A 25,416-nucleotide genomic window follows, 5' to 3' on the forward strand; every position below is an offset into this window, starting at 1 on the left:
TTGCCAGTCCTTACTTCGCAGCCAATGCCTTCTGCTGCTCGACAATCGTCCACAGATCATCGGCCATGAATGCGATATCCTTATTGGCCGCATACCATTCATTCATGAAATCGATGATTTTCGCGCCGCCGGCTTTCTCCCATGCCGCTTGTGCATCCGCAACCGCTTGTTCCGCGCTATACTTCGCGCCGCTGACAATGGCTTTCACATAAAGATCATTGATTTCCTTCAGCACGTTGGCACGAATGACATCCAGATCACTAGGCAAGCCTGGGATATGGTCGCCAAGCGTGAAGCCAGGATATTGCTTGGATGGATCCAAATACATTTCTTTAGCGGCTAGGTACATGTCTAGACCAGCCTTCTGCAGCTCGTCGGCAGGATCGAAAAGATTAACCACAAAGTTGCATTTGTCGGTGCCTCTGCTGAGGAACAGACCATATCCGCCCGCATAGCCCGCTTCTGTCGTCCACTTCTCGCTATCTGGATACGTTGCGCAGCCGTTCGCTCCAGCTACCCAATGCGTGCCTTCTTCGCCCTTCATCAGCATTTTCGTCGTCTCCGGTTCCAATATGAAGTTGACGTATTCAGCTGCCGCGACCGGATCCTTCGTATTCACGTTAAATACCGTCGTCATCTGAATCGGATTATCGACTGCTCCCGTGTACTGCCCGAATGGCGATTCAGGGAATGCCATCGGAGCAACAACGGCATCCGGCACATTATTTTTGAGGGTAACCAAATCTTTCGTTGTAAAATCGAACCAGCTCATGCTGAAGTTCGCATAGATGCCAAGCTTTCCGTTCAGGAAGTCTTGCTTCGCCTTCGAGCCGTCTTTATCGCTAATGTAGTCGCTGTCTATAATTTTTTGATCGTACAACTGTTTTTTGAACGTCAGAGCGGCAAGCTCTTTATCCCATTGTCTAATGATTTTGCCATCCTGCACATTCCAGCTGTGCTCTTGTTGAATGCCGAACATCTCGTTAATGAGTCCTTCGGAATAGTAGCTGATATTGATACCGTACGTATCGCGTTGGCTGTTGCCATCCGGATCCTGCTCGGCGAAAGCTTTCGCTACTGCAAGCAGTTCATCCGTGGTCTTCGGCACTTCAAGCTTCAGCTTCTCCAACCAGTCGGTACGGATAAAGAAGACATGGAGCGGATTCGCTTCGTTAATGCGGCCGATCTCATACAGCTTGCCATCCGATTTCGTGCCGACTTGCTTTAATTGCGGATATTCGTCAATCAGCTTCTGGTAGTTAGGCATGTATTGCAGCAAATCGTCAAGAGGCAGCAGCTGTTTCTGCTCATACAGATTGTTGCGGAACGGCGCGTTCGTTTCATTCACAATGTCCGGCGCCGAGCCGGATGCGAACATCACGTTCAGCAACTTTTTCGATTCGCTGCGGAGTACGGGCACGAAAGTCATATCGACCGGGCCATTCTCCAGAATCCATTTGGTCCAGCGATTATCCTCGTAAGTGCCTTCTGTTGCTGCAACGCCGCCGCGGTCCTGAATAACGACGGACGCCTTGCCTCTCTCCTTCGGCTTATCCGTTGCGGCAGCGACCGGCTCTCCGCTTGCATTCGTAGACTTCGGCTCTTCCTTCTCTCCCCCGCCACCGCTGCAGCCTGCTGCAACTAGCAGCACCGAAACGGCAGTAAGCAGCATCATGACCCATTGCTTTCTTTTCGCAAACATGTTCTTCCCCCCATGATTGGATTTGTCCTTGCCACTTAACCTTTTATTGATCCCAGCATAACTCCTTTGACGAAATACTTCTGCAAAAACGGATATATGAGAAGCATCGGAACGACCATGAACACAACGCCGACGGCGCGGATCATTTCATTCGTAAGCTTTTGCTGGTCCTGCATTTTGCCTGCCGCATCAAGCAGCATATCCCCTGTCTTCAGCATCGACTGCACAACGACCGTCAAATTCTGCATATCGGTCTTGTTGATATACATCAGCACGTTCATGAACGAATTCCAATAGCCGACGCCGTAGAACAATGCAAGCGTTGCCATAATAGGCATCGATAGCGGCAAGATGATCCGGAACAACAGCATAAGCTCCCCGGCGCCGTCTATCCGAGCCGATTCGTCGATTTCTTTCGGAATGTTCTCGAAGTAACTGCGCATAAGCAGCATATTGTACGTACTCACTAATCCAATGAGCCATAAAGACCAGTAGGAGTTAATTAAATCCAGACTTTTCACAACGATGTAAGTTGGAATGATCCCCCCGGAGAACAGCATCGTGAACACCATAGCCAGCGTTAGGAAGCGACGACCGAACATATAAGGACGCGACAGCGGATAAGCCGCAAGCACGGTAGCGGCCATACTGAGAACAATGCCTCCTATTGTAATAATGGCGCTGTTCTTCAAAGCTCGCAAAGCAGGAGTCCCTTCGAAGAAGAAGGTATAGGCAGTGAATTGGATCTTCACAGGCCAGAAGAACACATGACCAGACTCCACAGCCGAACGATCGCTTAGCGATACGGCGATAATGTGAATGAACGGAAGCAGGCAGGACAGCCCGAGCAGTACGAGCAGAATGTTATTGGTGATGTAAAAAATTCGTTCTCCCGTTGTTTTTCTCATGCCTAATCCTCCCTAGAACAATCCTTGATCGTATTTGCGGGCAATCCAATTCACCGTAATGACAAGCACAAAGGCGATTACCGATTCGAACAGGCCCATCGCGGTCGTTACGCTGAACTGCGCGGATTGCAGACCCATCTTGTAAATGTAGGTGCTTATGACCTCAGATACAGAAGAAACGGCATCATTCTGCAGGTTGTATACCTGGTCGAAGCCAACCTCCATCACCCGCCCCATGGCCAAGATAAGCAGCAATATAATGGTTGGCCGTATGCCCGGCAGCGTAATATGCCATATTTGCCGCCATTTCGAAGCACCGTCAATGCTGGACGATTCGTATAGCGACGGATCAATCATCGTTAGCGCCGCCAAATAAATAATCGTGTTAAAGCCCATTTCCTTCCATACGCCCGAGCCTACAAAAATCGATGTCCAGGAGACGGCCTCATATAGAAAGGATTTAGGTTCGATAGACAGCAGCTCCAACACCTTGTTGATCGACCCGCTGTCCGTCGCGAACAGGGTTAGCACAATGCCGGATACGATAACCCACGAGAAAAAATGCGGCAAGTAAACGATCGTTTGAATCCATTTTTTGAACCAGCTTCTCTGAATTTCGTTAATCATGAGAGCCAGAACGATCGGAATCGGAAAACCTACGGCCAGATTGAGAAAGCTAAGCCAGAACGTATTCCAAATAATTTGCATCGTGTTCGAGGTGGTGAAGAGCAGCTCGAAGTTTTTCCACCCTACCCAAGGGCTATGGAGTATACCGTCCGTAAAATTGTAGTTTTTGAAAGCAATGACCAATCCGCCCATCGGCAGATATTTGAAAATCAAATAGAAGGCTAGAACGGGCAGAAGCATCGCGTATAAGTACAGATTTTGCCGCAGCTTCAAGCTCGTTGCTCTTGCTCTGAAATTCATATGGCTCCTCCTGTTCTGTCGTTCATTTGCGATATTTAAAGTATAAGGGGGACAAAAAAAAGAACCCTTAAAAAATTATAGATAAAATCTATAACTTTTTTGGCTCTTGGAGGAACATACAACAGCTTTATAGGGTCGCTTTTCTGCGATACTCTTTCGGTGACCGGTTAAAATGCTGCTTGAACACGCTCGTGAAATAATTCGGTTCGTCGAAGCCGATGGCGCAAGCGATTTCGAATATTTTCATATCCGTGTTGCATAGCAAATGCATCGCTTTCTCCATCCGATAGCGGGTAACGAAGGAAGTAAAGCTCTCTCCCGTCGATTTTTTGAATAAGACGCTGAAGTAGCTGGGGTTCAGATGAATATGCGCGGCCGCCTCGGTCATCCGGCATTCCTCCGCGTAATGCGCCTCGACAAAGGCGATCGCCTTCTCAATCAGACCGTCCGGCTTATCCGAGGTGCGAACGGCGTCCGGACTGGCAGCAGCTCCCCTTAAGCCTCGGTTCCCGTTGTAACGCTCGCTCGCCCTCATGAGCATGGAGCGCACATCGGCTTCCGTACATGGCTTGAGCATATAATCCATGACTCCTAGCTTAATCGCCGCTTGTGCATAGTCAAAGTTTTTGAACCCCGTCAGAATGACGACAATGGTATCCGGAAAATCGCGTCGCAGATGGGTGACGAACTCGAGTCCATCCATCGCCGGCATGCGAATATCGGTAAAGACTAGATCGGGCTTATGCCGTTCAGCCAGCTTCAATGCATCGAGGCCATTGCTTGCTTCCCCGACGACATTCCAGTTATGCTCGCTATCCTCAATCATCTTGACCAGCCCTTTGCGAAAATAAAACTGATCTTCAACAACCATCGCATTACCATATTGCATCCATTCCACCCCTTCTATCGCTTCTGATTAACCTGCCATCCTCTGGTTTGACGCTGCCGGCAATACCAAGCTCATCCGCGTCCCCGTACCTATCCTGCTATCTATCTCAAGCCGATATGGATCGCCATGCAGCAGCTCAATCCTTCTTGCCACATTGCGTACGCCAATGCTTTCCCGCTGCCGGTCTCCGTGATCAGCCGACTTCTCGTGAAGCAGCTTATGAATAAGCTCCGGTCTCATGCCGCAGCCGCTATCGCTAATATCGATTCGCAGAAAATTCGTTCCGCCTTCAAGCTCTTCCCAGATGCGAATATGGAGCCGCTTGTTCGCTAATTGGCCTTTGAACGCATGCATGAACACATTCTCGACAAGCGGCTGCAGCAAGGACCTCATGACCTGATAATGGAGCACAGCCTCCTCCGTCTCAATGTCGAACTCCAAGTTCGCTTCGAACAGCTCGGCTTGAATTTTGACGTAGTTCTGTATTTGCCTGACCTCTTCCTGCACGGTAGACGGAACTTGCACCGGCATGAGCGAATGCTTCAGCATCTCCGATACGGCGCCGATCAGCTCGGCTGTATCCTGCTCGCCTCTCATATACAGCTTCCAGTACACTTCGTTGAAAAAGTTGTGCAAGAAATGCGGATTGATCTGGGCCTGCAGCGCTTTCAGTTCTGCTTCCCGTTCGCTGAGCTGGGTGAGATACACTTTCTTAATAAGCTGCTCGACATGCTCGGCCATCGCGTTGAAGCTGTCCCCGATGAAAGCCAACTCGTCCTTTGACCGTACCGTTACGCGCGTCTCCAAATTGCCGGCACGCATTCGCTGCAGTCCTTTGAGCAAATCGGCAAGCGGACGCAAGAGACGCTCGAGCGCCAGTATAATGAACAGGCTGGCTGCCGCGGCAATAATGAGACCGGCGAGCATCGTATTAATGGCCAAAGTACGGTTTTTGTGCTGAATCGGGTCAAGCGATTTGGAGCTGATGAGCAGGAAGGAATCGGTCAGCGGATTTTTGGTTTCACTGCGCGAATACAGCTGACCCTCCTTCTCCCACATATCCAGATCCTTCTCGATCCCGGCAAACTGCTGATCTGTATAACCTTTGTCATTCGTATATAGCAGGTCGGACGACCGATTAAATAAATACACCTTGTCCGCTCCGTCCTTCGTCAGTTCCGTCAATCCGCTTGCCAGGAAGGATTCGTCAATCATAATGACAAGAATTCCGTAAGCCTTAAGTTCATTGTTCTTCATCAGCCTTGAAGCGACAATGGTTTCCCGGAAGCCCTGCGTTTCAAGCTGACTGGGCAGCGAATAGCTTTTCCAAACCAATTCCCCCGATGTGTCTCTCGTATTCATTCGGATCGGCCGCAGCGTCTTGGCATCGAGATTGTTGATCGCTTGCGTATTATAGCTGTAATAGACCGAATTGCCGCGAAGATTGAAGATATACAGACCCGTAATGTAAGGAGCGTCGGATTTAAGCTGGTTGACTAGTTCGTCAATCTTCTGCTTCTCCACATAAAGCTGAAACTTATCCGAATCGAGATAGATGTTGTATCGCGAAATCATCTCTTCGATTTGCCGGTTAAACACGATCGTTTGCGAGATCCGCTTCATCTCTTGTACTTTAAGCTCCAGCTTTGAAAGCGCTTCCTGATTTGCGATCCATGCTTGCTTGCTCAGCTCCTCACGGAACAACTTCTCGTTGCTGTGGTAGGTGTAGAAGCCAACTGCAGCAAATGCAAACACGATAATGAGGGACAAACTGCCGATCAGCTTGAATTTGAAACTATTCGTAATGCTGCCCCATAACCATTTCCAAATCCGCATGCCGGCCTGCTTCAACTCCTTCATAAGGGGTTTTTATCATTTTAGCATCCTTTTTAAAATGTAGTTGTTAAAAGTTTACTAAATTTATTATTGTCGCGAAAGTACACTTTTTGCTGTCGTAATCTTTCAATATCAAACTTCTTCCCCACATGCTAAACTGAGCCCGAGTTACGATATGATTGGAGGAAAATACGATGACAAAACGGTTAAAGCTAGCTATTATCGGATGTGGAGGCATTGCAACAGGCAAACATTTGCCTAGCCTCAAGAAGATTGAACAGGTAGAGCTTGTCGCATTTTGCGATGTTTATATCGAGCAAGCACAGAAAACGGCCGAGCAATTCGGAGCCCCTGATGCGAAGGTTTACTCCGATTATACCGTCCTGTTGAAGGACGAGTCCATCGACGTTGTGCATGTGTGCACGGCCAACGACACCCATGCCGACATTACAATCGCCGCCTTAGAGGCCGGCAAACATGTCATGTGCGAGAAGCCGATGGCCAAGACGGCAGCCGACGCTAGACGCATGGTTGCGGCCGCTCGTCAATCGGGCAAAAAGCTGACTATCGGCTACAATAACCGGTTCCGCTCCGACAGCCTGCTGCTCAAAAAAATGTGCGAGCAAGGCGAGCTCGGGGACATCTACTTCGCGAAGGCCCATGCGGTCCGTCGTCGCGGCGTGCCCACTTGGGGCGTATTCCTCGATGAGGACAAGCAAGGCGGCGGCCCGCTGATTGATATCGGCACGCATGCACTGGATCTGACACTATGGCTGATGAACAACTATGAACCAAAAGCCGTGCTCGGCACCGCCTTCCACCAATTGTCCAAGCGACGTGACGCCGCCAATTCCTGGGGACCTTGGGACCCCGACAAATTCAAAGTAGAGGATTCCGCGTTCGGCATGATTACGATGAAAAACGGCGCTGTCATTATGATGGAAGCAAGCTGGGCGCTCAATATACTCGATACGAAGGAAGCTCGCAGCACGCTCTGCGGAACGGAAGCCGGAGCCGACATGACTGATGGGCTGCGGATTAACGGCGAAACGTATGGCAAGCTTTACGAGAAACATATTAAGCTCGATCCCAAGGGCGTTGACTTCTATGGAGGCAAACGAGAGACGATGCAGGATGTCGAGATGCGGATGTGGATCGACGCAATTGTGAACGATACCGAACCCGTGGTTACTCCCGAACAGGCGCTTGTCGTCTCGGAGATATTGGAAGCTATTTATGAATCGTCGCGTACCGGCCAAGCGGTGTATTTCGACTAAACAGTCCTTAGAAGGAGTTGGCTTCTTCCATGCATACAAACAAAATTCGTGTTGCCGTACTTAGCTTCTGGCATGTACATGCCAAGGATTATGCCAAGCAAGCCACGGAGCTGCCTGATACCGAGCTTGCAGCGATATGGGACGAAGACCCGGCAAGAGGCCGTCTCGAGGCCGAGGCGCGCGGCGTCCGATTCGAAGCTGACTTGGATACGCTGCTTGCCGATCCAACGATCGACGGCGTTATCGTCACTTCGCCAACCGTGGATCATCTTGCCGTCATAACCGCTGCGGCAAGAGCTGGCAAGGCGATCTTCACCGAGAAGGTTATCGCCTTGACCACCCAGGATTGCGAGACAATCATGAATGCTGTTGCCAAGAGCGGCGCCCCGTTCACCGTTTCGCTGCCCCGTCTCTACGCGCCGTTCACACAAGGCGCTTTGGCCATTCAACAAAGCGGTCTTCTCGGCAAACTGACATCCGTCCGGGCGCGATTGTCCCATAGCGGCGCTTTGCCTTGCGAAGAAAGTCCGCTTGGCTATCTGCCTCCGCAATTTTTTGATCCGGGGCAGGCGGGCGGCGGCGCGATGGTCGACCTCGGCTGTCATCCGATGTACTTGGTCAGACTGTTCCTCGGGATGCCAGAGCGGGTGAGCGCCAGCTTCGGATACGTTACGGACAAGCAAATCGAAGATAATGCCTTGGCCGTTCTCCATTATGATCGTGGAGCTATCGGTATCGTCGAAGCCGGCTTCGTCAATCGCGCATCACCGTTCACGCTGGAGCTTCACGGCACTGAAGGCAGCGCCATCTACAGTGCTCAAGACGCCAAGCTGCGGTACAAGAGCTTGACACTGGAAGGCAGTGACGCTAAGCTATGGCATGAATATCCGCTGCCGTCGGCCCTGCCGTCCGCATTCGAGCAATGGGTCAGCCATATTCAGAACGGCACCCGGGACGACAACCATATTCAACTTGCGACCCAGCTGACCGCGTTAATGGAAGCCGCTTCAAAGGCCGCCAAAGCGGGAGCCGTCGTTGCTTTATAGCTATTTTATTCATATACATTTTTGAACGGGAGGCACCGATCATGTCTGATTCCTTATCGCCCCCATCCGGCCTGCAGACTGCCAGCCAAAAGACATATCCTTATGAATTAATGAACGAGCAGCAGCATGTCCTGGAGCATTTGCAGGCCGATTTCCGATGGGGACCGTATGGCATCCGAGTCGTTCGGTTCCACCACGTATCATTTCCAGCAGGCAAAATCGTTCCCTTCCATAAACATTCGGATGAGTACGAATTTCATTTCATTCCCCGCGGCAAAGGCATGGTCATCATGGGTGACCAGCCTTTTGCGCTGTCGGAGGGGATGATGTATGTAACCGGTCCGCAGGTGATGCACTATCAAGAAGCCGACGGCCAAGACGGTATGAACGAGCTATGCCTGCGCGTCCAGATTGTACCGCTCGAAGGGGAAACGAGGAAGCCTGGCGACTGGGGTGCGGAAGCCGAATGGCGCGAAGCCGAGAACTGCGTTCAGCAGCTGAGACGCATCCCACTTCGGCCGATCCCCGACCGCTTCCGGGCGATGGACTGCTTCCTGACTGCTTATCGCGCTTGGTTCGAAAGCCAGCCCGGCCTGATGACCCTGATTAAGCAGTCTATTATTCTCATTCTGCTGCGCGCGACCCGCGCTTATTTTCCCGAAGCGCAGCCGCAGCAGTTGCCTGCACGGAATGTGAATCGGTTCCGTTACAAGTTGGCCGAACAGTTCATTAAGGACAATTATCAGGAGCCGCTATCCTTAGAAACCGTCGCCGAGCGAATCCATATTAGCCCGAGGCAGCTGCAGCGCATCTTCAGCACCGTATCCGATACCACCTTCAGCGAATATGTCGAGCATATTCGACTATCGCATTTGTGCAGCGACCTGAAGGACGGCAATGAGCAGATAGAGACGCTGGCTGTTCGCAATGGCTTCGGCAGCTCCAATTATTTGCACCGTGTCTTCAAGCGCAAGCTTGGCATGACACCAAAACAGTATCGGGATGCCCATCGGCAAGCGAACGAATAGACGCATAAGAGGCTCAAGCGCATTCCCATTGGAGCGCTAAGCCTCTTTTTTGCATGGATTTTGTCCAATCTAACGGCTTCTTCCTACGATAAAATAACTTTTGAGTGGAAAATAGGCAGTCAAATCCGAGCATTCTACAGCTTTCCGCCAAAAGCTCCTCATTAGCCTGTATGAAATCCACTCAAACCTCAAAATAGCGACTAATACGGTGATTTGATTGGATGAAATCCACTCAAATCCTTCTCAAGCACAAACCGCATCTGTTCATTCTCAGAAGCCGGACGGTACGTATAAATGATTTCCAGCCGTTCCCCGGCCGCGTCGACAATAGGCTGCGGAGCCTCGGCTGTGACGTGCAAAGTCAGTCCCGGAAGCCGCCAACGGTCCTCCGTAATCTCCGCTGCGATTGGTGCCGATCCGCTAATTTCAAACACCAATTCAATCGGCTTATCCGTTGTAAATTCCACTTGAATGGACAACTTGTCCTTCTCAGCCTCCGCATTCGTTACAATACCCCGCATATGCTTGCTCCAGTGGCCCCCGGTTTCCCTGCGGACCATTCGCAAGGAATACCGCTCACCGTCTTCCGATTGCCAATGCATCGTCGCAGGATGAAGCTGTCCGCTCGTATTCCGGCTTCCCGACATCGCTCCGATCATGAGATGCTCCCCAAGCCAAGCGGTTGCGGTGCATAAATGGCTGTTCGCTTGCGGATCATCCCGTTCGCACAGCTCGCGATATTGCCTGCGCACCAGCCTCTCTCCGCTAAAGATCCGCAGAGCCGGCACAATATGCGATGGAACGTTAACGCCGGCCAGCACAATTAACGGATCATGGCTTGTCTCGCAATTCACCCCGGTTAAATGCTTGTGGCTTTCTCCTAAAGCCAGATAGAGAAATACGCCGAGCGAGCTATGTGCCGTCATCTCCATTTCGTAGCCTCTTGAGTAAGGTCCGCAAAGGTTCTCAAGCCCTGCATGGTAGAACAATCCGATATTGTCCCATAATCCGCTCTCTACTTCGCTGCCCATTCGGCGCACTTCGCTGGATTGGCCAAAATTCCGTATAAATCCAAGCACGGTAAGGTCGACTCCGTAATACGTACTGGAGTTAAATTCGGCGAACGTGCCGAACTCGGAGAAGGACTTGCGGAATTGCTCAGCGAAGCTATCCGCATGGGCGATCCACTCTGCACGGTGAAGACGGTGCCCGAAATAATCGCATATAAACAGATGCATCAGCTCAATATTCGTGTTCATCGGAATGGCATCGGACAGCCGTCTCTCGACCGAGCCAATTACAGCGCGCTCCATAGCGAGATCCATTCGGGACACGACAGCTTCCGGAAGATGACTCTCGAAATGCTCTAGAATGATGGCGAAGGCGCAAGCCACGAACTCTCGCCAGTTCGGATCGTAGCTTGCCCACACAGGCGGCAGAATGCTGGCCGCCGCTGATTCGAAGGCTGATTGCACCTGATCCCGTCCCGCAACCGCAGCCAGTTCGCCCGACAGCTTGTCGGCGATACGCTCAAGAGTGCTGGTCAAATAATACGAGAAACCTGGACCAAACGATTTCCATGGAAAATGTCCCTTGGGCGGCACTTTCGCCTCTGGAGATGTACGGAATGTACCGTAATAAATCTCTTCCGGATCGTCGAATTGCATATCCATGACTCTATGCAGCACCGCGCAAGCCAGCTCCCTATCGCCGGGACCGCCTCGCATCAGCAACCCGACTGCATAATGGGCGCTTGCACGGGTAGAGTGGCTTTCGCTATCGCCATCCTCCTCGTTCCAAAGCATCGCAGCCCGCTCATCATAAATGGCATCCATCATCGACATCGACTGTGCCAACAAAAACCGTTGCTCCTCCGACATCGGCTTCATTAGGCTAGCCCTTTCTTCAGCCGCATCATCTCCACACCTGCAAGCATCATAATGCCAATGCCATGATTATCATTCAATACCGTTCGCAAATCCTCCATGTAATATAGAGGCGAGAAAGCATAGCGCGAGCCGCTGCATACGCCGTGTACGTTGCCCTTGCGGTCGATCGCATGCTCCGTTAGTCCTTGCCATCCCTTCAAAGCCGCCTCGGCATAAGGACCGTCCGCGTCAAGCCAACCGAACCGAAGACCGCGGGCGAAGGCGTAAACGAACATGGCCGTACATGATGCCTCCTCATAGGCATCGGGCTGATTGAGAACCTGACGCCATAATCCGGAAGCGGCTTGCAGCTTGGCTACGCCGGCGCAATGCTCGCGGAACATGGCAAGCAGCGCTTCCCGATCCGGATGATCGCCCGGCAGCCGCTCCAGCAGCTCGGTTAGAGAGAACAATACCCAGCCGTTGCCCCGACCCCAAGGAACACGGGTAGGCTTGCCGTATTTGAAGTCGAATACATGCGACATGACGCCTGCATCCTCCATAAACAAGTAGCGTTTATACAGCAAAAACTGTTTGGCCGATTCGTTCAGCGCCGAAGCATCGCCAGAGGCCAAAGCATATCTCGTCAGGAACGGTCCGCTCATATACAGATCGTCTGCCCACATCGTATCGGCGGAGTATTCGCCCTCGCACAGCCGGTAGAAGGCGCCGTCCTCGCGGCGTTCCAGCTTCGCCAACATGAAATCCGCAATCCGATCGGCGATTTTGCGAACGGAAGCCTGATCGCGGTAGAGATCAGCCTCCATCATAGCAGAGCCGAACGAGCCGCAATTGTCCAACATTTTCATAAGCACAAGCTGATGGTTGATTGCCGGAAAACCGTACTCTGCAAAATCCCACATGGAATAGTCGTACATATCGGTGCAAGCTTCAATATGACGAATGGCATACGCCGATATATCGGCGCGCTGCAATTCGCGGGCGGTCTGAAGCAGACCGTACGTCGTCACGCCAAGCGGATAATCCCATCTTCCGAAGTTAGTCGCCGTGCCGGTCGTCCATTTGTTGCTGAGCATCGCATTCTCATAATAAGGACGAACGCGCGTCTCCGGAGCGTCTAGCGACCAGTATACTTGTCCGTCGATGCCTTCCAACGTTGTTGCTAACGACCGCACCTGCGCCGGCTCTAAGCTGAATTCAGCTGACAGCGGCCCTGCGAGCAGCCATGCTCCCGGATTTCCGTGGACTTGAACGGGCTGCTGGAGCGTAAGGCTTGCACCGTTAGCCGATGCATGCAGCTCGAAACCCCATCCTGCACTGGAATTAACGGTCTTAACGACGATTTGCTTCGTGCCGGGCGTGACCGATACATGGAATTGATAGGAGCCGGCCTCATCGAGCACGCCGGCAACCACGTCATCCACCCAAATTTGCGTCGGACCAGAGGCTCTGCCAGACAGCTCAAGCAGACGTGCGGATAAAGGCACGGATACAGAACTCCATCCATAACCGGCCGCTTGCCGCTCCTGCTTCCCGAACAACCTCTCCAGCGGCGAAAGCTGACGCTCCTCCTCATTCCACTGCGTCCGTGGAAACCACTCCAGTCCGCTCGCCGTCTCCTCCTTCCGCCATTCTGGAAATTGACCAGTACGATCCCCGAATAGTGACGTAGTCGCAGGTTCCGAATAAACCCATCCCGCACTGCCTTCCCGGTTTGTAAACGGTGTCAAAACTTGCAAAATGCGTACCTTCGCCTCGTCTGCGCCGAAACGGCAGCCAAAGCCTGATGCGGTCTTCCTTGACTCGATCAGCAAGCTGTTCCAGCCTTTCTCGAAGCTAAGCGGAATAATTGCGCGCGAATTAGGGTTCAACTCGTCCACGACGGTAGAGCGGTATTGCAGCGTTTCATTTACATATAACTTCACCGGGCCAAGCGCATGCATCACACTGTCAATGGAACGCTCATCATCGCTCCATACCAGACCATAGGCATAAGCGTAATCGCCTTCCTCGGCACTCGTTAATCTATCGGAAAAATCAAGTTCATATAATCCTTCGGCATTTTGCAATATACCTGCTTTGGAGAATGCACGCCATGCAAATGGCAGCGGCGGGTTCGCCCCTATATATCGTCCTGCAAGCAATTCCAATATACGATGATCGTCATTGCCGAACCAATAGCGCGAGCTATCGCGTTGCTCCACATAGATTCCCATTCTGACTCCCCCTTTTAAGTTAAGCGCTTTACCCATATTCTATTCGATTGACGGCTTGTTTTCAATATCTCCATTGACGATTCACAAAAATAGGGATTGATTTTAATCCCCGTTGTAGGTAATATCGGATTAAGCGCTTTACCTTTTGGAGGACATATTTATTTTATATAGCAATATTAATTATAAGTAACTGAAGGAAAAGCGCTTAACTTTGAAGCGAGGGGGATAACGATTACCGATGGGTACAATTCGTTTAACGATGGCTCAAGCCTTACTGAAGTTTCTTGATCAGCAGTATGTCTCTTTTGATGGCGAGGAAACGAAGTTCGTTACCGGCGTGATGGGGATATTCGGACATGGGAACGTAACCGGCATTGGCGAGGCGCTGGAGAGAAGCGCAGGAAGCCTTTCCTTCATCCAAGGAAAGAACGAGCAAGGCATGGCTCATGCTGCAACCGCTTACGCCAAGCAAAATAATCGCCGCCAAATCTATGCCTGCACGACCTCGATCGGCCCCGGCGCTCTGAACATGGTAACGGCCGCCGGCACGGCAACCGTCAATCGTATCCCGCTTCTGCTGCTGCCGGGAGACAACTTCGCTTCCCGTCAGCCGGACCCGGTTCTGCAGCAACTGGAAGCCGGACATGATTACACCGTATCGGCAACCGATTGCTTCAAGCCGGTCAGCAAGTTCTGGGACCGCATCGTCCGGCCTGAGCAGCTCATGAGTTCGGTCACGAATGCGATGCGCGTGCTGACTGACCCTGCGGAGACGGGGACTGTCACGCTGGCGCTGCCGCAGGATGTGCAAGCGGAAGCATACGACTATCCGGCCGCCTTCTTCGAGAAGCAAGTCCATTACATCGAACGGAAGCAGCCTTCCGTATCCGCTCTACAGCGCGCTATAGACTTAATCGCCTCCAAACGGCGACCGCTTATTATCGCCGGGGGAGGCGTTAAATATGCCGAAGCTACGGCTGTACTGGCCGACTTCGCCGAGAAATTCGGCATTCCGGTAGCCGAGACGCAAGCCGGCAAAGGCTCGCTCCATTGGCAGCATCCGCTTCATGTAGGCGCCATAGGGGTTACCGGAGCATTAGCCGCGAATAGGCTGGCCAAAGAAGCCGATCTCATTATCGGCATCGGCACGCGTTATTCCGACTTTACGACCTCGTCCAAATGGGCCTTCCATCCGGATGCAGCCTTTTTGAACCTGAATGTGAACCGCATGGACAGCTCCAAGCTCGGAGGCGCAGCCCTTGACGGTGATGCGAAAACCACGCTCGAGCTGCTGTCCGGCGGTTTGACGAATCTAGAATACGCGGCCTCATACGGACCATCCGAGATTACGGGGCTAACTAGCGAATGGAATGCCGAAGTCGATCGCTTATACAGTCTTGAGCACGAAGACGGCTTCGCGCAGACGAGAGCGCTAGGCGTTATTAATGAGTTCCTTCCTGCAGAAGCGGTCATCGTATGTGCCGCAGGAAGTCTGCCGGGCGATCTTCATCGCCTTTGGAGAACGGAACAGCCGCATGGCTATCACATGGAATACGGCTTCTCCTGTATGGGATATGAGGTAAGCGGAGCTTTCGGAGTCGCTTTAGCGGAGCCTGACCGTCCCGTCTATGCCGTAACGGGCGACGGGAGTTATCTCATGCTCCATTCGGAGCTGATCACCAGCCTCCAAGAAGGACGCAAAATAACCGTTCTGTTGTTCGATAACCATGGATACCAATGTATTCATAACTTGCAGCGCAGCAACGGCAGCGACGGGTTCGGCAACGAATTCCGCTATCGGGATGCTGCGACCGGCCATTACTCCGGCGATACGCTGCCGATCGATTTCGCCGCGCATGCTCGAAGCCTTGGAGCTGCTTCCTATAGAGCTTCTAACAGTGAAGAGCTGCGTCTTGCCTTGAAGGCAGCCGCGAGCGAAACACGCACAACCGTCGTCGTCATCGATGTTCTTGCCGGAACGAACACGGACGGCTACGATTCCTGGTGGAACGTAGGCGTGCCGGAGGTATCGGTGAGCGCGAAAGTAACCTCCGCGCATCAAGCGATGAGCAAGAAGCTGACGGAAGCAAGACCTTACTGATTTCTATGTTAGGAGGAGGAGCAATCGGATGAAACAATTTCCGTTTCGACTAGGTGTCCACCCGATTAACTGGGTCGGCGAAGATGTGAAGGAGCATGGGGAGCATACGACCTATGAGCAAATTTTGAACGATATCCAATCACTAGGACTGCACGGCACGGAGATGGGTAGAAAATTCCCGACTGACACCCTTCTGTTGAAAGAAGAATTAAGCAAACGCGACATACAGCTCGTCTCGCAATGGAAGTCCGTTTTGTTCTCGGATCCGGCCTACCGCGAGCAAGAGCTGGAAGCATTCCGTGACCATGCCGCTTTCTTGCAGCAAATGGGCAGCAAGGTCATAAGCACATGCGAGGTCGGCGGCTCACTGCACTTCGATCCGCGTCGAACTCCTCATGAACGCGAAGTCATTCGCCTCGATGAGGAGGGCTGGGCCAGCTTGGCGGAAGGACTTAACGCGGCAGGGCGCATAGCGCTCGAATACGGGCTGAAGCTGACGTACCACCATCATGGCGGAACGGTCATCGAAAGTCCCGAGGAAATTGATCGTCTGATGGCGATCACCGATCCGGACGCCGTGTTCCTGCTGTTCGACTCCGGCCATGCGCTGTATGGGGGAGCCAATCCGCTCTCGCTGCTGCAGAAGCATTATGATCGTGTCGCTTATGTGCATCTGAAAGATGTCCGTCCCGATCGTCTCGATCAAGCGAGAGCAAGCGGGTCCGACTTCGTAACCTGCATCCGGGGCGGCGTATTTACCGTCCCTGGGGATGGCTGCATCGACTTCGCTCCCATTATCGGCGAGCTGATCGATAGAAATTATGAGGGTTGGGCGCTTCTTGAAGGCGAGCAAGACCCGGCGGCGCATCCCGCTCGCGAATATGCGGAGAAGGCTCTCCGCTATTTATACCGTATCGCTGAGGCGAAGGAGGAAGCTTAGCATGGCGAATATGACTTTTCCATCCGGCAGAAGGTTTGATTTCACTGCAATCGGACGGCTCTGTATCGACTTGAATGCGAATGAAATTAACCGTCCGATGGAGCAGACGATGACTTTTACGAAATACGTCGGCGGCTCTCCCGCCAACATTGCGATCGGCATGAACCGCCTAGGCAGCAAAACAGCTTTTATCGGCAAAGTAGCTGACGATCAAATGGGCCGATTCATCCGCGGTTATCTGGAGAAGGAAGGCATCCATACCAGTAACGTCATAACGGACGGTACGGGAGCGGTGACCGGACTCGCTTTTACGGAAATCAAAAGCCCAAGCGAATGCAGCATTCTCATGTATCGCGACAACGCAGCCGATCTGCTGCTATCCCCGCTCGAGGTTGACGAGACGCTGATCGCAGACAGCAAAGCGCTGCTTGTATCTGGAACGGCGCTTTCCTCGAGCCCATCCCGCGAGGCCGTCATGCTCGCCATCGATTATGCACGCAAGCACGGCACTACCGTAATCTTCGATATCGACTTCCGCCCTTATACGTGGAAGTCCGAGGAGGAAACGGCCGTCTATTACAATATGGCAGCCGAGAAATGCGACATCATCATCGGAACGCGCGAGGAATTCGACAGCATGGAACGATTCGAAGCCAATCCCGAACATAATGATCGTTATACCGCCTCGAAATGGTTTGGCTATCATGCCAAAATCGTTATCATCAAGCACGGCAAGGACGGCTCGATTGCCTACACGGCGGACGGAGCGGAGCATCGCGCGGAATCGTTCCCGGCCAAGGTCATTAAGACGTTCGGGGCGGGAGATTCTTACGCAGCCGGCTTCATCAGCAGCCTAATGGCCGGACAGACGGTCAAGCAAAGCATGACATTCGGCAGTGCCGCGGCCTGCATCGTCATCTCCAGCCATAGCTGCTCGGATGCGATGCCGACGAAGGAGCAGGTCGAAGACTATATCGAACGTTGCAATCGCGGGGAAATCGTAGCAGGTTAGTCTGCAATCCATTAGAAAAGAGGGAGCTATATGACAATACAATTAAAAAACTGGATCGGCGGGCAATGGGTGCAAGCGAGCTCGGACCGCTACGACCATGTATACAATCCGGCAACGGAAGAGGTGCTGGCCGAGGTTCCGCTATCCACAGCTGATGACATCGAGTCGGCCGTCCAAGCTGCCGGTACTGCCTTCGAAAGCTGGAGCAAAACGCCTGTTCCGCGCCGTGCCCGGATTTTGTTCAAATACCAGCAGTTGCTGGTCGACCACTGGGAGGAGCTTGCCCGCCTCATTACGAAGGAGAACGGCAAAAGCTTCGCCGAAGCGCATGGCGAGGTGCTGCGCGGGATCGAGTGTGTAGAATTCGCCGCTGGCGCGCCATCGCTCATGATGGGCAAGCAGCTGCCGGACATCGCATCGAATCTGGAATCGGGCATGTATCGTTACCCGATCGGAATCATCGGCGGAATTACGCCGTTCAACTTCCCGATGATGGTGCCGTGCTGGATGTTCCCGCTTGCGATTGCTTGCGGCAATACGTTCGTGCTCAAACCTTCCGAGCGGACGCCGCTTCTTGCGAACCGCTTAGCTGAACTCTTCCACGAAGCCGGGCTGCCTGCAGGCGTCCTTAATCTCGTACATGGCGCGCATGACGTCGTCAATGGACTGCTTGAGCATCCGCGCATTAAAGCGATATCCTTCGTGGGCTCGCAGCCCGTGGCGGAGTATGTGTACACCAAAGGAACTAGCCATGGCAAACGCGTCCAAGCGCTGGCCGGCGCCAAAAACCATTCCATCGTCATGCCTGACGCCGATCTTGATCTAACGGTCAAAGAAATCGTTAATGCGGCCTTCGGTTCAGCCGGCGAGAGATGTATGGCTTGCGCGGTCGTCGTAGCGGTCGGCAGCGTTGGCGACGAGCTCGTCGCTAGACTTGCTGAAGCCGCTGATCGGATTACGATCGGCAACGGATTGGACGAAGGCATCTTCCTCGGGCCGGTCATTCGAGGCGCTCATAAAGACAGAACGCTCGGCTATATTGAATCGGGCGAAACCGAAGGCGGCTTGCTGATCCGCGACGGCAGGAAGGATGAGGCCGCGAGCGGCTCCGGTTATTTTGTCGGACCGACCATCTTCGATCAAGTGAGCAGCGAGATGAAAATATGGAAGGATGAAATATTCGCTCCTGTCCTGTCGGTTATGAGAGCTGATACGCTCGATGAAGCGATTGCGATTGCCAATCGTTCCGAATTCGCGAACGGCGCCTGCCTATTCACCAGCAACGGCTCGAGCGTGCGGCAATTCCGCGAAACCATCGACGCCGGCATGCTCGGCATTAACCTTGGCGTGCCCGCTCCAATGGCTTTCTTCCCGTTCTCGGGCTGGAAAAAATCGTTTTACGGCGATCTTCATGCCAACGGCGGAGACGGCGTAGAGTTCTACACGCGCAAAAAAATGGTCACCGCACGTTGGTAGCTCCGTTTTTAGCATAAACAGAGGAGGTCGGACAATTAAATGAAGCAGCTTAACATAGGAATTATCGGTGCCGGACGGATTGGCAAAATCCATGCGGAGAACCTGATCCGGCACCCGCAGGCACGAGTCGTCGCAATCAGCGACCTGTTCGCAGGTCCAGAACTGAACGAATGGGCAGCTAAACGAGGGATTCCGGCCGTCACCAACAACAGCTTCGAAATCCTCGACAATCCGGACATTGATGCCGTATTTATTTGCTCCTCGACGGATACGCATGTTCCGCTCATTAAGAGTGCCGCAGAGCGCGGCAAACATATTTTTTGCGAGAAGCCGGTCAGCATGGATTTGCAGCAAACCGAGGAAGCCATCGAGGCGGTTCGCCGCGCAGGCGTTCAGCTGCAGGTGGGCTTCAACCGCCGGTTCGACCATAACTTCAAGCGGGTGCGCGAGCATGTCCGTTCAGGCGCGATCGGCGATACGCACTTGATCAAGATCACTTCCCGCGATCCGGAGCCTCCGCCCGAGGCTTACATCAAAGTATCCGGCGGCATCTTCATGGATATGATGATCCATGATTTCGATATGGCTCGCTTCCTGTCGGGCAGCGAGGTCGAAGAGGTGTACGCGCAAGGCAGCGTCCTTATTGATCCGGTATTCGCGGCTTACGAAGATATCGACACGGCTATCGTCACGCTGCGGTTCGCCAGCGGAGCGCTCGGCGTCATCGACTGCAGCCGTAAGGCGGCCTACGGTTACGACCAACGCGTCGAAGCCTTCGGCTCGCTCGGCTCGTCGAAGGCCGAAAATGATTATCCGAATACGGCTGTCCTCACGACGGCCGGCGGCGTGCAATCCGACAAGCCGCTTCATTTCTTCTTAGAGCGCTACAGTGCTGCTTATATAGAAGAAACCGAGCAATTTATTAACTGCCTGCTGCAAGGAGAGAAGGTGCCGGTCAATGGACAGGATGGCTGGCAAGCCGAGCGAATTGCCCGAGCAGCTAAGCTGTCGCTCCGCGAAGGCCGGCCGATCAAGCTGTCCGAGCTCGAGAGTACAATAGAAGGGCTGTGAGAATAGAGCATGAGCGAATTAATCGTCAAACCGCATTACAGCGGACAATCAAGCGATATTCCCTTGTTGTCGATCACGCCGCAATCCGCCGGTTGGCATCATGTTGGTTTTGAAGTGTACCGCCTAAATGCCGGAGATACCTTCAGCAGACCGACCGGGAATGACGAAGTATGCCTAGTCCTGCTTAGCGGCAAGGCAGATGTATCCACCGCAAACGAATCATGGGCCGATATTGGACAACGGATGAGCGTCTTCGAGCACATTCCGCCGTATTCCGTCTATGTACCGAACGATGACCGCTTTGAGGTTACAGCTCTTACGGCGCTTGAATTGGCGGTTTGCAAGGCTCCCGGCCACGGCAATCACCGCGCCAGACTGATTGCGCCTAACGACGTCGGCGTAGAGCTTCGCGGACAAGGAACGACGCTGCGGCATATTCATAACATATTGCCCGAGCAACAGCCGGCTGACAGCTTGCTTGTTGTAGAGGTTCTTACGCCGCAAGGACATTGGTCCAGCTATCCGCCCCACAAGCACGACGAGGATGCGCTGCCGAACGAGTCTCTTCTCGAGGAAACCTATTATTATCACGTGCAGCCGGAACAAGGCTTTGCGATTCAGCGCGTCTATACGGACGACCGTTCCCTCGACGAAACGTTGGCAGTCAAGGACGGCGAGGCCGTGCTCGTGCCAAAGGGCTATCATCCCGTCTCGGCGCCTCCGGGCTATGAGGTATACTACCTGAACGTGATGGCAGGGCCCTCGAGAGTATGGAAGTTCCGCAACGATCCCGATCATGATTGGATTGTGAATCCGCGATAATGTTGCAATATCATTCGAATAGACGGATAATTACTGAATAAGGCAAGTTTCGCCCTAATTCAATAGTAATGAGGTTGGCCATGAAAGCGACCACCATATATGATGTCGCGAAGGAGGCAGGCGTCTCCATCGCGACCATTTCCAATGCGATTAACGGCAAAGGAAAAGTAAGCAAGAAGAAACAAGAAGAAATCTTTAAAGTGATGGAGCGGCTTAACTATAAGCCAAGCATCATTGCTTCTGCTCTAATGGGCAAAAAAACGTATACGATCGGTCTGCTTATTCCGGATGTATCTAACCCGTTCTTCTCCGATATCGCAAGATCGGTTGAAGACTTGGCGCATAGTGAAGGCTACAGCGTCATCGTCTGCAGCACGGACAATCGCGACGAACGCGTAGAGAAGTATATACGGTTGCTGGAGCAAAAAAACGTAGACGGCATCTTAATTGGTACCGGTGCGGAGAACAGTGAAATATTAGAGCATCTGTCCGAGAAGTCATTCCCGATCGTCATGATCGCGAGGGAAGCGGCTGCTATGACGGCTCATAGCGTCGTGACCGACGATTTCAAGGGCGGTGCGCTCGCTGCCGAGCATTTGACCAGCCTCGGCCACAGCCACATGGCGGTGCTGGCGGAGAACTTCAAAGTAACGAGCAGCCTGGAGAGGGTGCGGGGCTTTCGGTTCGGATTATTCGAAGCCGGCCTTTCGGTTAGCGACGACGACATCGTCATGTGCGAGTCCAGCATGAAGGACGGCAAACGTGCTGCAGCCGCGTTGCTCAGTAGCGAGGTGCGGCCCACCGCGCTGTTCTGCTGCAATGATCTGCTCGCTATCGGCGCACTGCAAGCAGCCAAGGACGCCGGCATTCGCGTGCCCGAGCAGCTGTCGATCGTCGGCTTCGACGATACGATTCTGTCCACGGTAACGAATCCAACGCTGACGACGATTGCTCAGCCGGTTGAACAGATGGTCAAGCTGGCATTCGGTTTGCTCATCGGCGGCACCGAGGACGAGAGCAGCATTAAACAGCGTATTGTCATGCAGCCGGAACTGATTATTCGGGAATCTACCGGAGCCCTCGCCTCCATATAATCATTCAGAGAGCGGAGATGGGATGAATGGAGAACAAAAAGTTAATCGTATTTCTGGATAGCGGAGACACCATTGTTGACGAATCGACGGAAGTTAGAGATGCGGAAGGCATTGTCCAGCATGCGGAGCTGATCCCCGGCGCAGCCGAAATGGTTCGAACGCTCCACGAGAAAGGCTACACGCTGGCGCTCGTTGCAGACGGCGAAGCTCAATCGTTCAAAAACATGTTCATTCAGCATGGCCTATACGACTGCTTCACCACGATGATTATTTCCGAGAATATTAAAGATCGCAAACCTAGCCCGAAAATGTTCAAAGCGGCGATTGGCGCCCTTGATCTGTCAGAGAAGGATTTCTCCCGCACGGTTATGATCGGCAATAACTTAAGCCGTGATGTAAAGGGAGCGAATGCGCTCGGCATTACAAGCATTTTCATAAGCTGGACGCCCCGTTACCCGCATACGCCCGCAGACGAATCGGAGCAGCCTGACTACACGGTCAGCGAACCGCTCGAGCTCATTCCACTGATCGATAAGCTGAATTCCGAGCTCCAATAACTAGGCATAGGCATAATCATGATCCTATATATACTCAAAAAAAAGACAACCTCCACCCTTATGGGCGGAGGTTGTCTTTCTGATTAGAATTGTTTATTACTGTTTCGCCAGGAAAGCATCGATTTGAGCTTGCATCTCGGCTTGAATTTTATCAATTCCAGCTGAATCCAGTTGCTTGTTCAGATCGGCAAGAGCTTTATCGATATCTTTGATCACACCGTATTCGAGCGGAATCGCATAACGAAGCATTACGTTGCCAACGTTGGCGATTTCCGTTTTCACTTTGCTGTTATCGAATACGAACGTTTCAAGCGCATAGTGGTAAACGTTGGATTCCCAGCCTTTAACCAGATCGGATGCTTCTTGCGGGAATGCTTCGTTGTCGCGGTTAAGCGGCGAGTTGAAGTTCCAGTTGGAGAAGCCCGTGTAGTTAGGGTTTTTGTCGGTTGCTTTATATTTGTCGTCGCCAACCGGTTCATAGTGTACGCCGCTAACGCCGTACATCATCAGATCATGGAATTCTTTATCGTTTTGCATCAGATCAATAAACATCAGCGAGCGTTCTACATTTTTGGAAGTTGCATGGATCGACGTACCGTTTTGCGTAGAAATAGCGATCGACTTCTTCTTGCCTTGGTTGATGTCCGCAAGCGCTACTTCATAAGGAGAATTCTCTTGGCGCATCAAAGCCATAAGCGCTCCAAGCGTTCCGTTGTTGTGCGTGATCGATGCCGTTTTGCCTGCTTTAAAGTCCGCTTGGTGGTCGTTTTTGCTGTTTAGAACGTTTTTCGACCATGCATTGTTATCAGCTAGATCCTTGTAATACACGAGCAGATCTTTAAACTCTTGCGTTTCGTATACGTTGAATACTTGGCCTTTGTCATCCGTCAATTTGTAAGCAAACGGAAGGTCAAGATCGAACATATTCCATTCTTGTTGCTGCTTCAGCAACACGCGGTCCAAGTTATGATATTTCCAGTCTCCCGTTTCCGGAGTGAACGGCGCAACGCCTTGCTCATTTTGTGCGATTGCTTTCAAATAAGTCGCATACGTTTCAGGGCTGTTGATTTCAGGAAGATCGTATTTTTTGCGCAAATCTTCACGATACAGAATCAGCTTTTCTACGGATTCGCCTCTGTTTTGCGGAACCATATACACTTTGCCGTTAACTTTCGTTTGATCCCAGCTTACTTTCGGCATAGCTGCCCACGTTTGCGGCATATATTTCGTAAGCATCTCTTCCGTCAATTCCAAGAATCCGCCTTTCAGCGCCTGGTCATTGTAGCCTGCCCAGTTAGCCGAATAGATCAAGTCAAAATCTTCATTCGCCGCCAGTTTCAACGGGTACTTTTGAGCCCAGTCTGACCAGTCCAAGAACTCGCCTTCAACGGTTGCATTGATTTTTTCTTTCAGCTTTTTGTTAATCTCAGCAAAAACGATGTCGTAGTCTACAGGTTTAGGACCAACAAAGATCATTTTCAGCTTTACTTCTTTGGAGGTGTCAATGGCACCTTCAGCAGGCGCATCAGTCGCCGTATTTCCCGCATCCGGAGCTTTTGTAGCCTCGGCAGGCGTATTCGTATTATTGTTGTTGCCGCCACCGCATGCGCTCAAAATCATTACGAAGGTTAAAAAGAGTGCCGTCATCATTAGTCTATTTTTCTTCAACATTCAAGCCTTCCCCCTATGGTAGTCATATATTGATAAACCGGGTTGTCCCGGGTTCATCCTTTCACAGCGCCAATCGTCAAGCCTTGGACAAAGTACCTTTGTACGAATGGATAAGCTAGCAAGATCGGCCCCGTTGCCACGACCGTCATCGCCATCTTCAAGCTTTCGGTCGGAATGGCTGTCGTTACGACTGCCCCCGCACCCATCATCGCTTTCCGCATGCCATCCATATTGCCTAACATTTTGTATAAATAATATTGGAGCGGCATCAAGTCCTCGTTAGAAACAAACAGCAGGGCGTTGTACCAGTCGTTCCAATAGGCAAGCGCAAGGAACAATCCGATTGTAGCGAGCGCCGGCTTGGAGAGCGGCAGGATGAGGCGGGCATAGATCACGAAGTCGTTTGCTCCATCAATTTTGGCCGATTCAACAATCGCTTCCGGAATGCCGCTCATAAACGACTTCATAACTATGATGTAGAAGACGTTGAGCATCATCGGTATGATAAGGACCATGAACGTATCTTTCAAATTGAGGTAATTAACAATAAGCAGATACCACGGAACGAGCCCACCGTTAAACAACGTTGTAAAGAAGAAGAAGAAGGAAAATTTATTGCGCCACTTGAAATCTCTTCTGGAAAGCGCATATGCGGTCATCGAAGTGAGAAGTAGGCCAAGCAGCGTGCCTGTTATTGTAACACCTATGGTCACCAGGTAGGCGTTAATCATCTCCTGGGGATACTTAAACAAAATGCTGTAAGCTTCCGTGGAAAATACAGTCGGTATGAATTGATAACCATCTGTAACAATCTTATTTTCATCCGTAAGAGATGACGATACGACAAGGATAAAGGGAAGAATACATAAGATGGCGAGAAAGATCAGAGATACATATCCGATTGCTGAAAATATTTTACGATCTAGTTGCTTCATATTGTTACCTCCTTTATGC

General features: G+C 52.0%; 20 protein-coding genes. 11 read left to right on the forward strand and 9 right to left on the reverse strand.

The window, feature by feature from the left end:
• Positions 1-10: 10 nt before the first annotated feature.
• The 5 genes from AC0YN0_RS20465 to AC0YN0_RS20485 form a co-directional block, all read right to left on the reverse strand.
• Positions 11-1,702: a type 2 periplasmic-binding domain-containing protein gene (locus AC0YN0_RS20465; protein ID WP_475822902.1), complete on the reverse strand. Its 1,692-nt coding sequence runs from the start codon at positions 1,700-1,702 to the stop codon at positions 11-13.
• A 35-nt stretch (positions 1,703-1,737) separates the two neighbouring features.
• The gene (locus tag AC0YN0_RS20470) at positions 1,738-2,610 is read right to left on the reverse strand and encodes a carbohydrate ABC transporter permease (protein WP_475822903.1); all 873 of its coding nucleotides are present in this window, start codon (positions 2,608-2,610) and stop codon (positions 1,738-1,740) included.
• A gap of 12 nt (positions 2,611-2,622) precedes the next feature.
• Positions 2,623-3,537 carry an ABC transporter permease gene (locus AC0YN0_RS20475; RefSeq protein WP_475822904.1) on the reverse strand — a complete coding sequence of 305 codons (915 nt, stop codon included), beginning with the start codon at positions 3,535-3,537 and terminating at the stop codon, positions 2,623-2,625.
• Between the two features lie 127 nt (positions 3,538-3,664).
• Positions 3,665-4,426: a response regulator transcription factor gene (locus AC0YN0_RS20480; protein WP_475822905.1), complete on the reverse strand. Its 762-nt coding sequence runs from the start codon at positions 4,424-4,426 to the stop codon at positions 3,665-3,667.
• Positions 4,427-4,453: 27 nt separating this feature from the next.
• A complete protein-coding gene (locus tag AC0YN0_RS20485) occupies positions 4,454-6,286 on the reverse strand; it encodes a sensor histidine kinase (protein WP_475822906.1) in 1,833 nt (610 codons plus the stop codon).
• 170 nt (positions 6,287-6,456) lie between these two features.
• On the opposite strand from AC0YN0_RS20485, the gene AC0YN0_RS20490 reads away from it, so the two are divergent.
• From AC0YN0_RS20490 to AC0YN0_RS20500, 3 genes are read left to right on the forward strand one after another with little or no spacing between them, the layout of a single operon-like run.
• A complete protein-coding gene (locus AC0YN0_RS20490; RefSeq protein WP_475822907.1) occupies positions 6,457-7,539 on the forward strand; it encodes a Gfo/Idh/MocA family protein in 1,083 nt (360 codons plus the stop codon).
• A gap of 29 nt (positions 7,540-7,568) precedes the next feature.
• Positions 7,569-8,585: a Gfo/Idh/MocA family protein gene (locus AC0YN0_RS20495; protein WP_475822908.1), complete on the forward strand. Its 1,017-nt coding sequence runs from the start codon at positions 7,569-7,571 to the stop codon at positions 8,583-8,585.
• Between the two features lie 41 nt (positions 8,586-8,626).
• On the forward strand, positions 8,627-9,613 hold the full coding sequence (locus AC0YN0_RS20500; protein ID WP_475822909.1) for a helix-turn-helix domain-containing protein: 987 nt from the start codon (positions 8,627-8,629) through the stop codon (positions 9,611-9,613).
• 200 nt (positions 9,614-9,813) lie between these two features.
• Here the strand turns inward: AC0YN0_RS20500 and AC0YN0_RS20505 are convergent, their stop codons facing one another.
• Both AC0YN0_RS20505 and AC0YN0_RS20510 read right to left on the reverse strand, forming a co-directional pair.
• Complete coding sequence (locus AC0YN0_RS20505) at positions 9,814-11,502, reverse strand: hypothetical protein (RefSeq protein WP_475822910.1); 1,689 nt, start codon at positions 11,500-11,502, stop codon at positions 9,814-9,816.
• On the reverse strand, positions 11,502-13,718 hold the full coding sequence (locus AC0YN0_RS20510) for a glycoside hydrolase family 88/105 protein (RefSeq protein ID WP_475822911.1): 2,217 nt from the start codon (positions 13,716-13,718) through the stop codon (positions 11,502-11,504). Before AC0YN0_RS20510 ends, AC0YN0_RS20505 begins: the two co-directional genes overlap by 1 nt.
• 238 nt (positions 13,719-13,956) lie before the next feature.
• Between AC0YN0_RS20510 and iolD the strand changes: the two genes are divergently transcribed.
• From iolD to AC0YN0_RS20550, 8 genes are all read left to right on the forward strand, one after another.
• The gene (gene iolD / locus AC0YN0_RS20515) at positions 13,957-15,819 is read left to right on the forward strand and encodes a 3D-(3,5/4)-trihydroxycyclohexane-1,2-dione acylhydrolase (decyclizing) (RefSeq protein ID WP_475822912.1); all 1,863 of its coding nucleotides are present in this window, start codon (positions 13,957-13,959) and stop codon (positions 15,817-15,819) included.
• A gap of 28 nt (positions 15,820-15,847) precedes the next feature.
• The gene (iolE, locus tag AC0YN0_RS20520; RefSeq protein WP_475822913.1) at positions 15,848-16,759 is read left to right on the forward strand and encodes a myo-inosose-2 dehydratase; all 912 of its coding nucleotides are present in this window, start codon (positions 15,848-15,850) and stop codon (positions 16,757-16,759) included.
• A 1-nt stretch (position 16,760) separates the two neighbouring features.
• Complete coding sequence (gene iolC, locus AC0YN0_RS20525) at positions 16,761-17,771, forward strand: 5-dehydro-2-deoxygluconokinase (RefSeq protein ID WP_475822914.1); 1,011 nt, start codon at positions 16,761-16,763, stop codon at positions 17,769-17,771.
• Positions 17,772-17,801: 30 nt separating this feature from the next.
• Positions 17,802-19,247 (forward strand): CoA-acylating methylmalonate-semialdehyde dehydrogenase, encoded by a 1,446-nt coding sequence (locus AC0YN0_RS20530; RefSeq protein ID WP_475822915.1) that lies wholly within the window; start codon positions 17,802-17,804, stop codon positions 19,245-19,247.
• A gap of 39 nt (positions 19,248-19,286) precedes the next feature.
• A complete protein-coding gene (iolG, locus tag AC0YN0_RS20535) occupies positions 19,287-20,318 on the forward strand; it encodes an inositol 2-dehydrogenase (protein ID WP_475822916.1) in 1,032 nt (343 codons plus the stop codon).
• A gap of 9 nt (positions 20,319-20,327) precedes the next feature.
• Positions 20,328-21,140, forward strand: a complete 813-nt coding sequence (gene iolB / locus AC0YN0_RS20540; RefSeq protein WP_475822917.1) for a 5-deoxy-glucuronate isomerase — start codon at positions 20,328-20,330, stop codon at positions 21,138-21,140.
• 80 nt (positions 21,141-21,220) lie between these two features.
• Positions 21,221-22,234 carry a LacI family DNA-binding transcriptional regulator gene (locus AC0YN0_RS20545; protein WP_475822918.1) on the forward strand — a complete coding sequence of 338 codons (1,014 nt, stop codon included), beginning with the start codon at positions 21,221-21,223 and terminating at the stop codon, positions 22,232-22,234.
• Positions 22,235-22,260: 26 nt separating this feature from the next.
• Positions 22,261-22,791, forward strand: coding sequence for an HAD family hydrolase (locus AC0YN0_RS20550; protein ID WP_475822919.1), 531 nt, complete (start codon positions 22,261-22,263; stop codon positions 22,789-22,791).
• A gap of 96 nt (positions 22,792-22,887) precedes the next feature.
• Here the strand turns inward: AC0YN0_RS20550 and AC0YN0_RS20555 are convergent, their stop codons facing one another.
• Both AC0YN0_RS20555 and AC0YN0_RS20560 read right to left on the reverse strand, forming a co-directional pair.
• Complete coding sequence (locus AC0YN0_RS20555; RefSeq protein ID WP_475822920.1) at positions 22,888-24,462, reverse strand: ABC transporter substrate-binding protein; 1,575 nt, start codon at positions 24,460-24,462, stop codon at positions 22,888-22,890.
• Between the two features lie 53 nt (positions 24,463-24,515).
• Positions 24,516-25,397 (reverse strand): carbohydrate ABC transporter permease, encoded by an 882-nt coding sequence (locus AC0YN0_RS20560; RefSeq protein WP_442048574.1) that lies wholly within the window; start codon positions 25,395-25,397, stop codon positions 24,516-24,518.
• Positions 25,398-25,416: the final 19 nt, after the last annotated feature.

The organism is Paenibacillus sp. J22P218 (genome assembly GCF_056269195.1).

Excerpts from the sequence above, each read along its gene's own strand:
- AC0YN0_RS20560 (WP_442048574.1), bottom strand. The coding sequence starts at position 25,397 with ATGAAGCAACTAGATCGTAAAATATTTTCAGCAATCGGATATGTATCT.
- AC0YN0_RS20530 (WP_475822915.1), top strand. The coding sequence starts at position 17,802 with ATGACAATACAATTAAAAAACTGGATCGGCGGGCAATGGGTGCAAGCG.
- AC0YN0_RS20555 (WP_475822920.1), bottom strand. The coding sequence starts at position 24,462 with ATGTTGAAGAAAAATAGACTAATGATGACGGCACTCTTTTTAACCTTC.
- AC0YN0_RS20480 (WP_475822905.1), bottom strand. The coding sequence starts at position 4,426 with ATGCAATATGGTAATGCGATGGTTGTTGAAGATCAGTTTTATTTTCGC.
- AC0YN0_RS20505 (WP_475822910.1), bottom strand. The coding sequence starts at position 11,502 with ATGAAGCCGATGTCGGAGGAGCAACGGTTTTTGTTGGCACAGTCGATG.
- AC0YN0_RS20465 (WP_475822902.1), bottom strand. The coding sequence starts at position 1,702 with ATGTTTGCGAAAAGAAAGCAATGGGTCATGATGCTGCTTACTGCCGTT.
- AC0YN0_RS20550 (WP_475822919.1), top strand. The coding sequence starts at position 22,261 with ATGGAGAACAAAAAGTTAATCGTATTTCTGGATAGCGGAGACACCATT.
- AC0YN0_RS20545 (WP_475822918.1), top strand. The coding sequence starts at position 21,221 with ATGAAAGCGACCACCATATATGATGTCGCGAAGGAGGCAGGCGTCTCC.
- iolD (WP_475822912.1), top strand. The coding sequence starts at position 13,957 with ATGGGTACAATTCGTTTAACGATGGCTCAAGCCTTACTGAAGTTTCTT.
- iolG (WP_475822916.1), top strand. The coding sequence starts at position 19,287 with ATGAAGCAGCTTAACATAGGAATTATCGGTGCCGGACGGATTGGCAAA.
- iolB (WP_475822917.1), top strand. The coding sequence starts at position 20,328 with ATGAGCGAATTAATCGTCAAACCGCATTACAGCGGACAATCAAGCGAT.
- iolC (WP_475822914.1), top strand. The coding sequence starts at position 16,761 with ATGGCGAATATGACTTTTCCATCCGGCAGAAGGTTTGATTTCACTGCA.
- AC0YN0_RS20495 (WP_475822908.1), top strand. The coding sequence starts at position 7,569 with ATGCATACAAACAAAATTCGTGTTGCCGTACTTAGCTTCTGGCATGTA.
- AC0YN0_RS20475 (WP_475822904.1), bottom strand. The coding sequence starts at position 3,537 with ATGAATTTCAGAGCAAGAGCAACGAGCTTGAAGCTGCGGCAAAATCTG.
- AC0YN0_RS20485 (WP_475822906.1), bottom strand. The coding sequence starts at position 6,286 with ATGAAGGAGTTGAAGCAGGCCGGCATGCGGATTTGGAAATGGTTATGG.
- AC0YN0_RS20510 (WP_475822911.1), bottom strand. The coding sequence starts at position 13,718 with ATGGGAATCTATGTGGAGCAACGCGATAGCTCGCGCTATTGGTTCGGC.
- iolE (WP_475822913.1), top strand. The coding sequence starts at position 15,848 with ATGAAACAATTTCCGTTTCGACTAGGTGTCCACCCGATTAACTGGGTC.
- AC0YN0_RS20490 (WP_475822907.1), top strand. The coding sequence starts at position 6,457 with ATGACAAAACGGTTAAAGCTAGCTATTATCGGATGTGGAGGCATTGCA.
- AC0YN0_RS20500 (WP_475822909.1), top strand. The coding sequence starts at position 8,627 with ATGTCTGATTCCTTATCGCCCCCATCCGGCCTGCAGACTGCCAGCCAA.
- AC0YN0_RS20470 (WP_475822903.1), bottom strand. The coding sequence starts at position 2,610 with ATGAGAAAAACAACGGGAGAACGAATTTTTTACATCACCAATAACATT.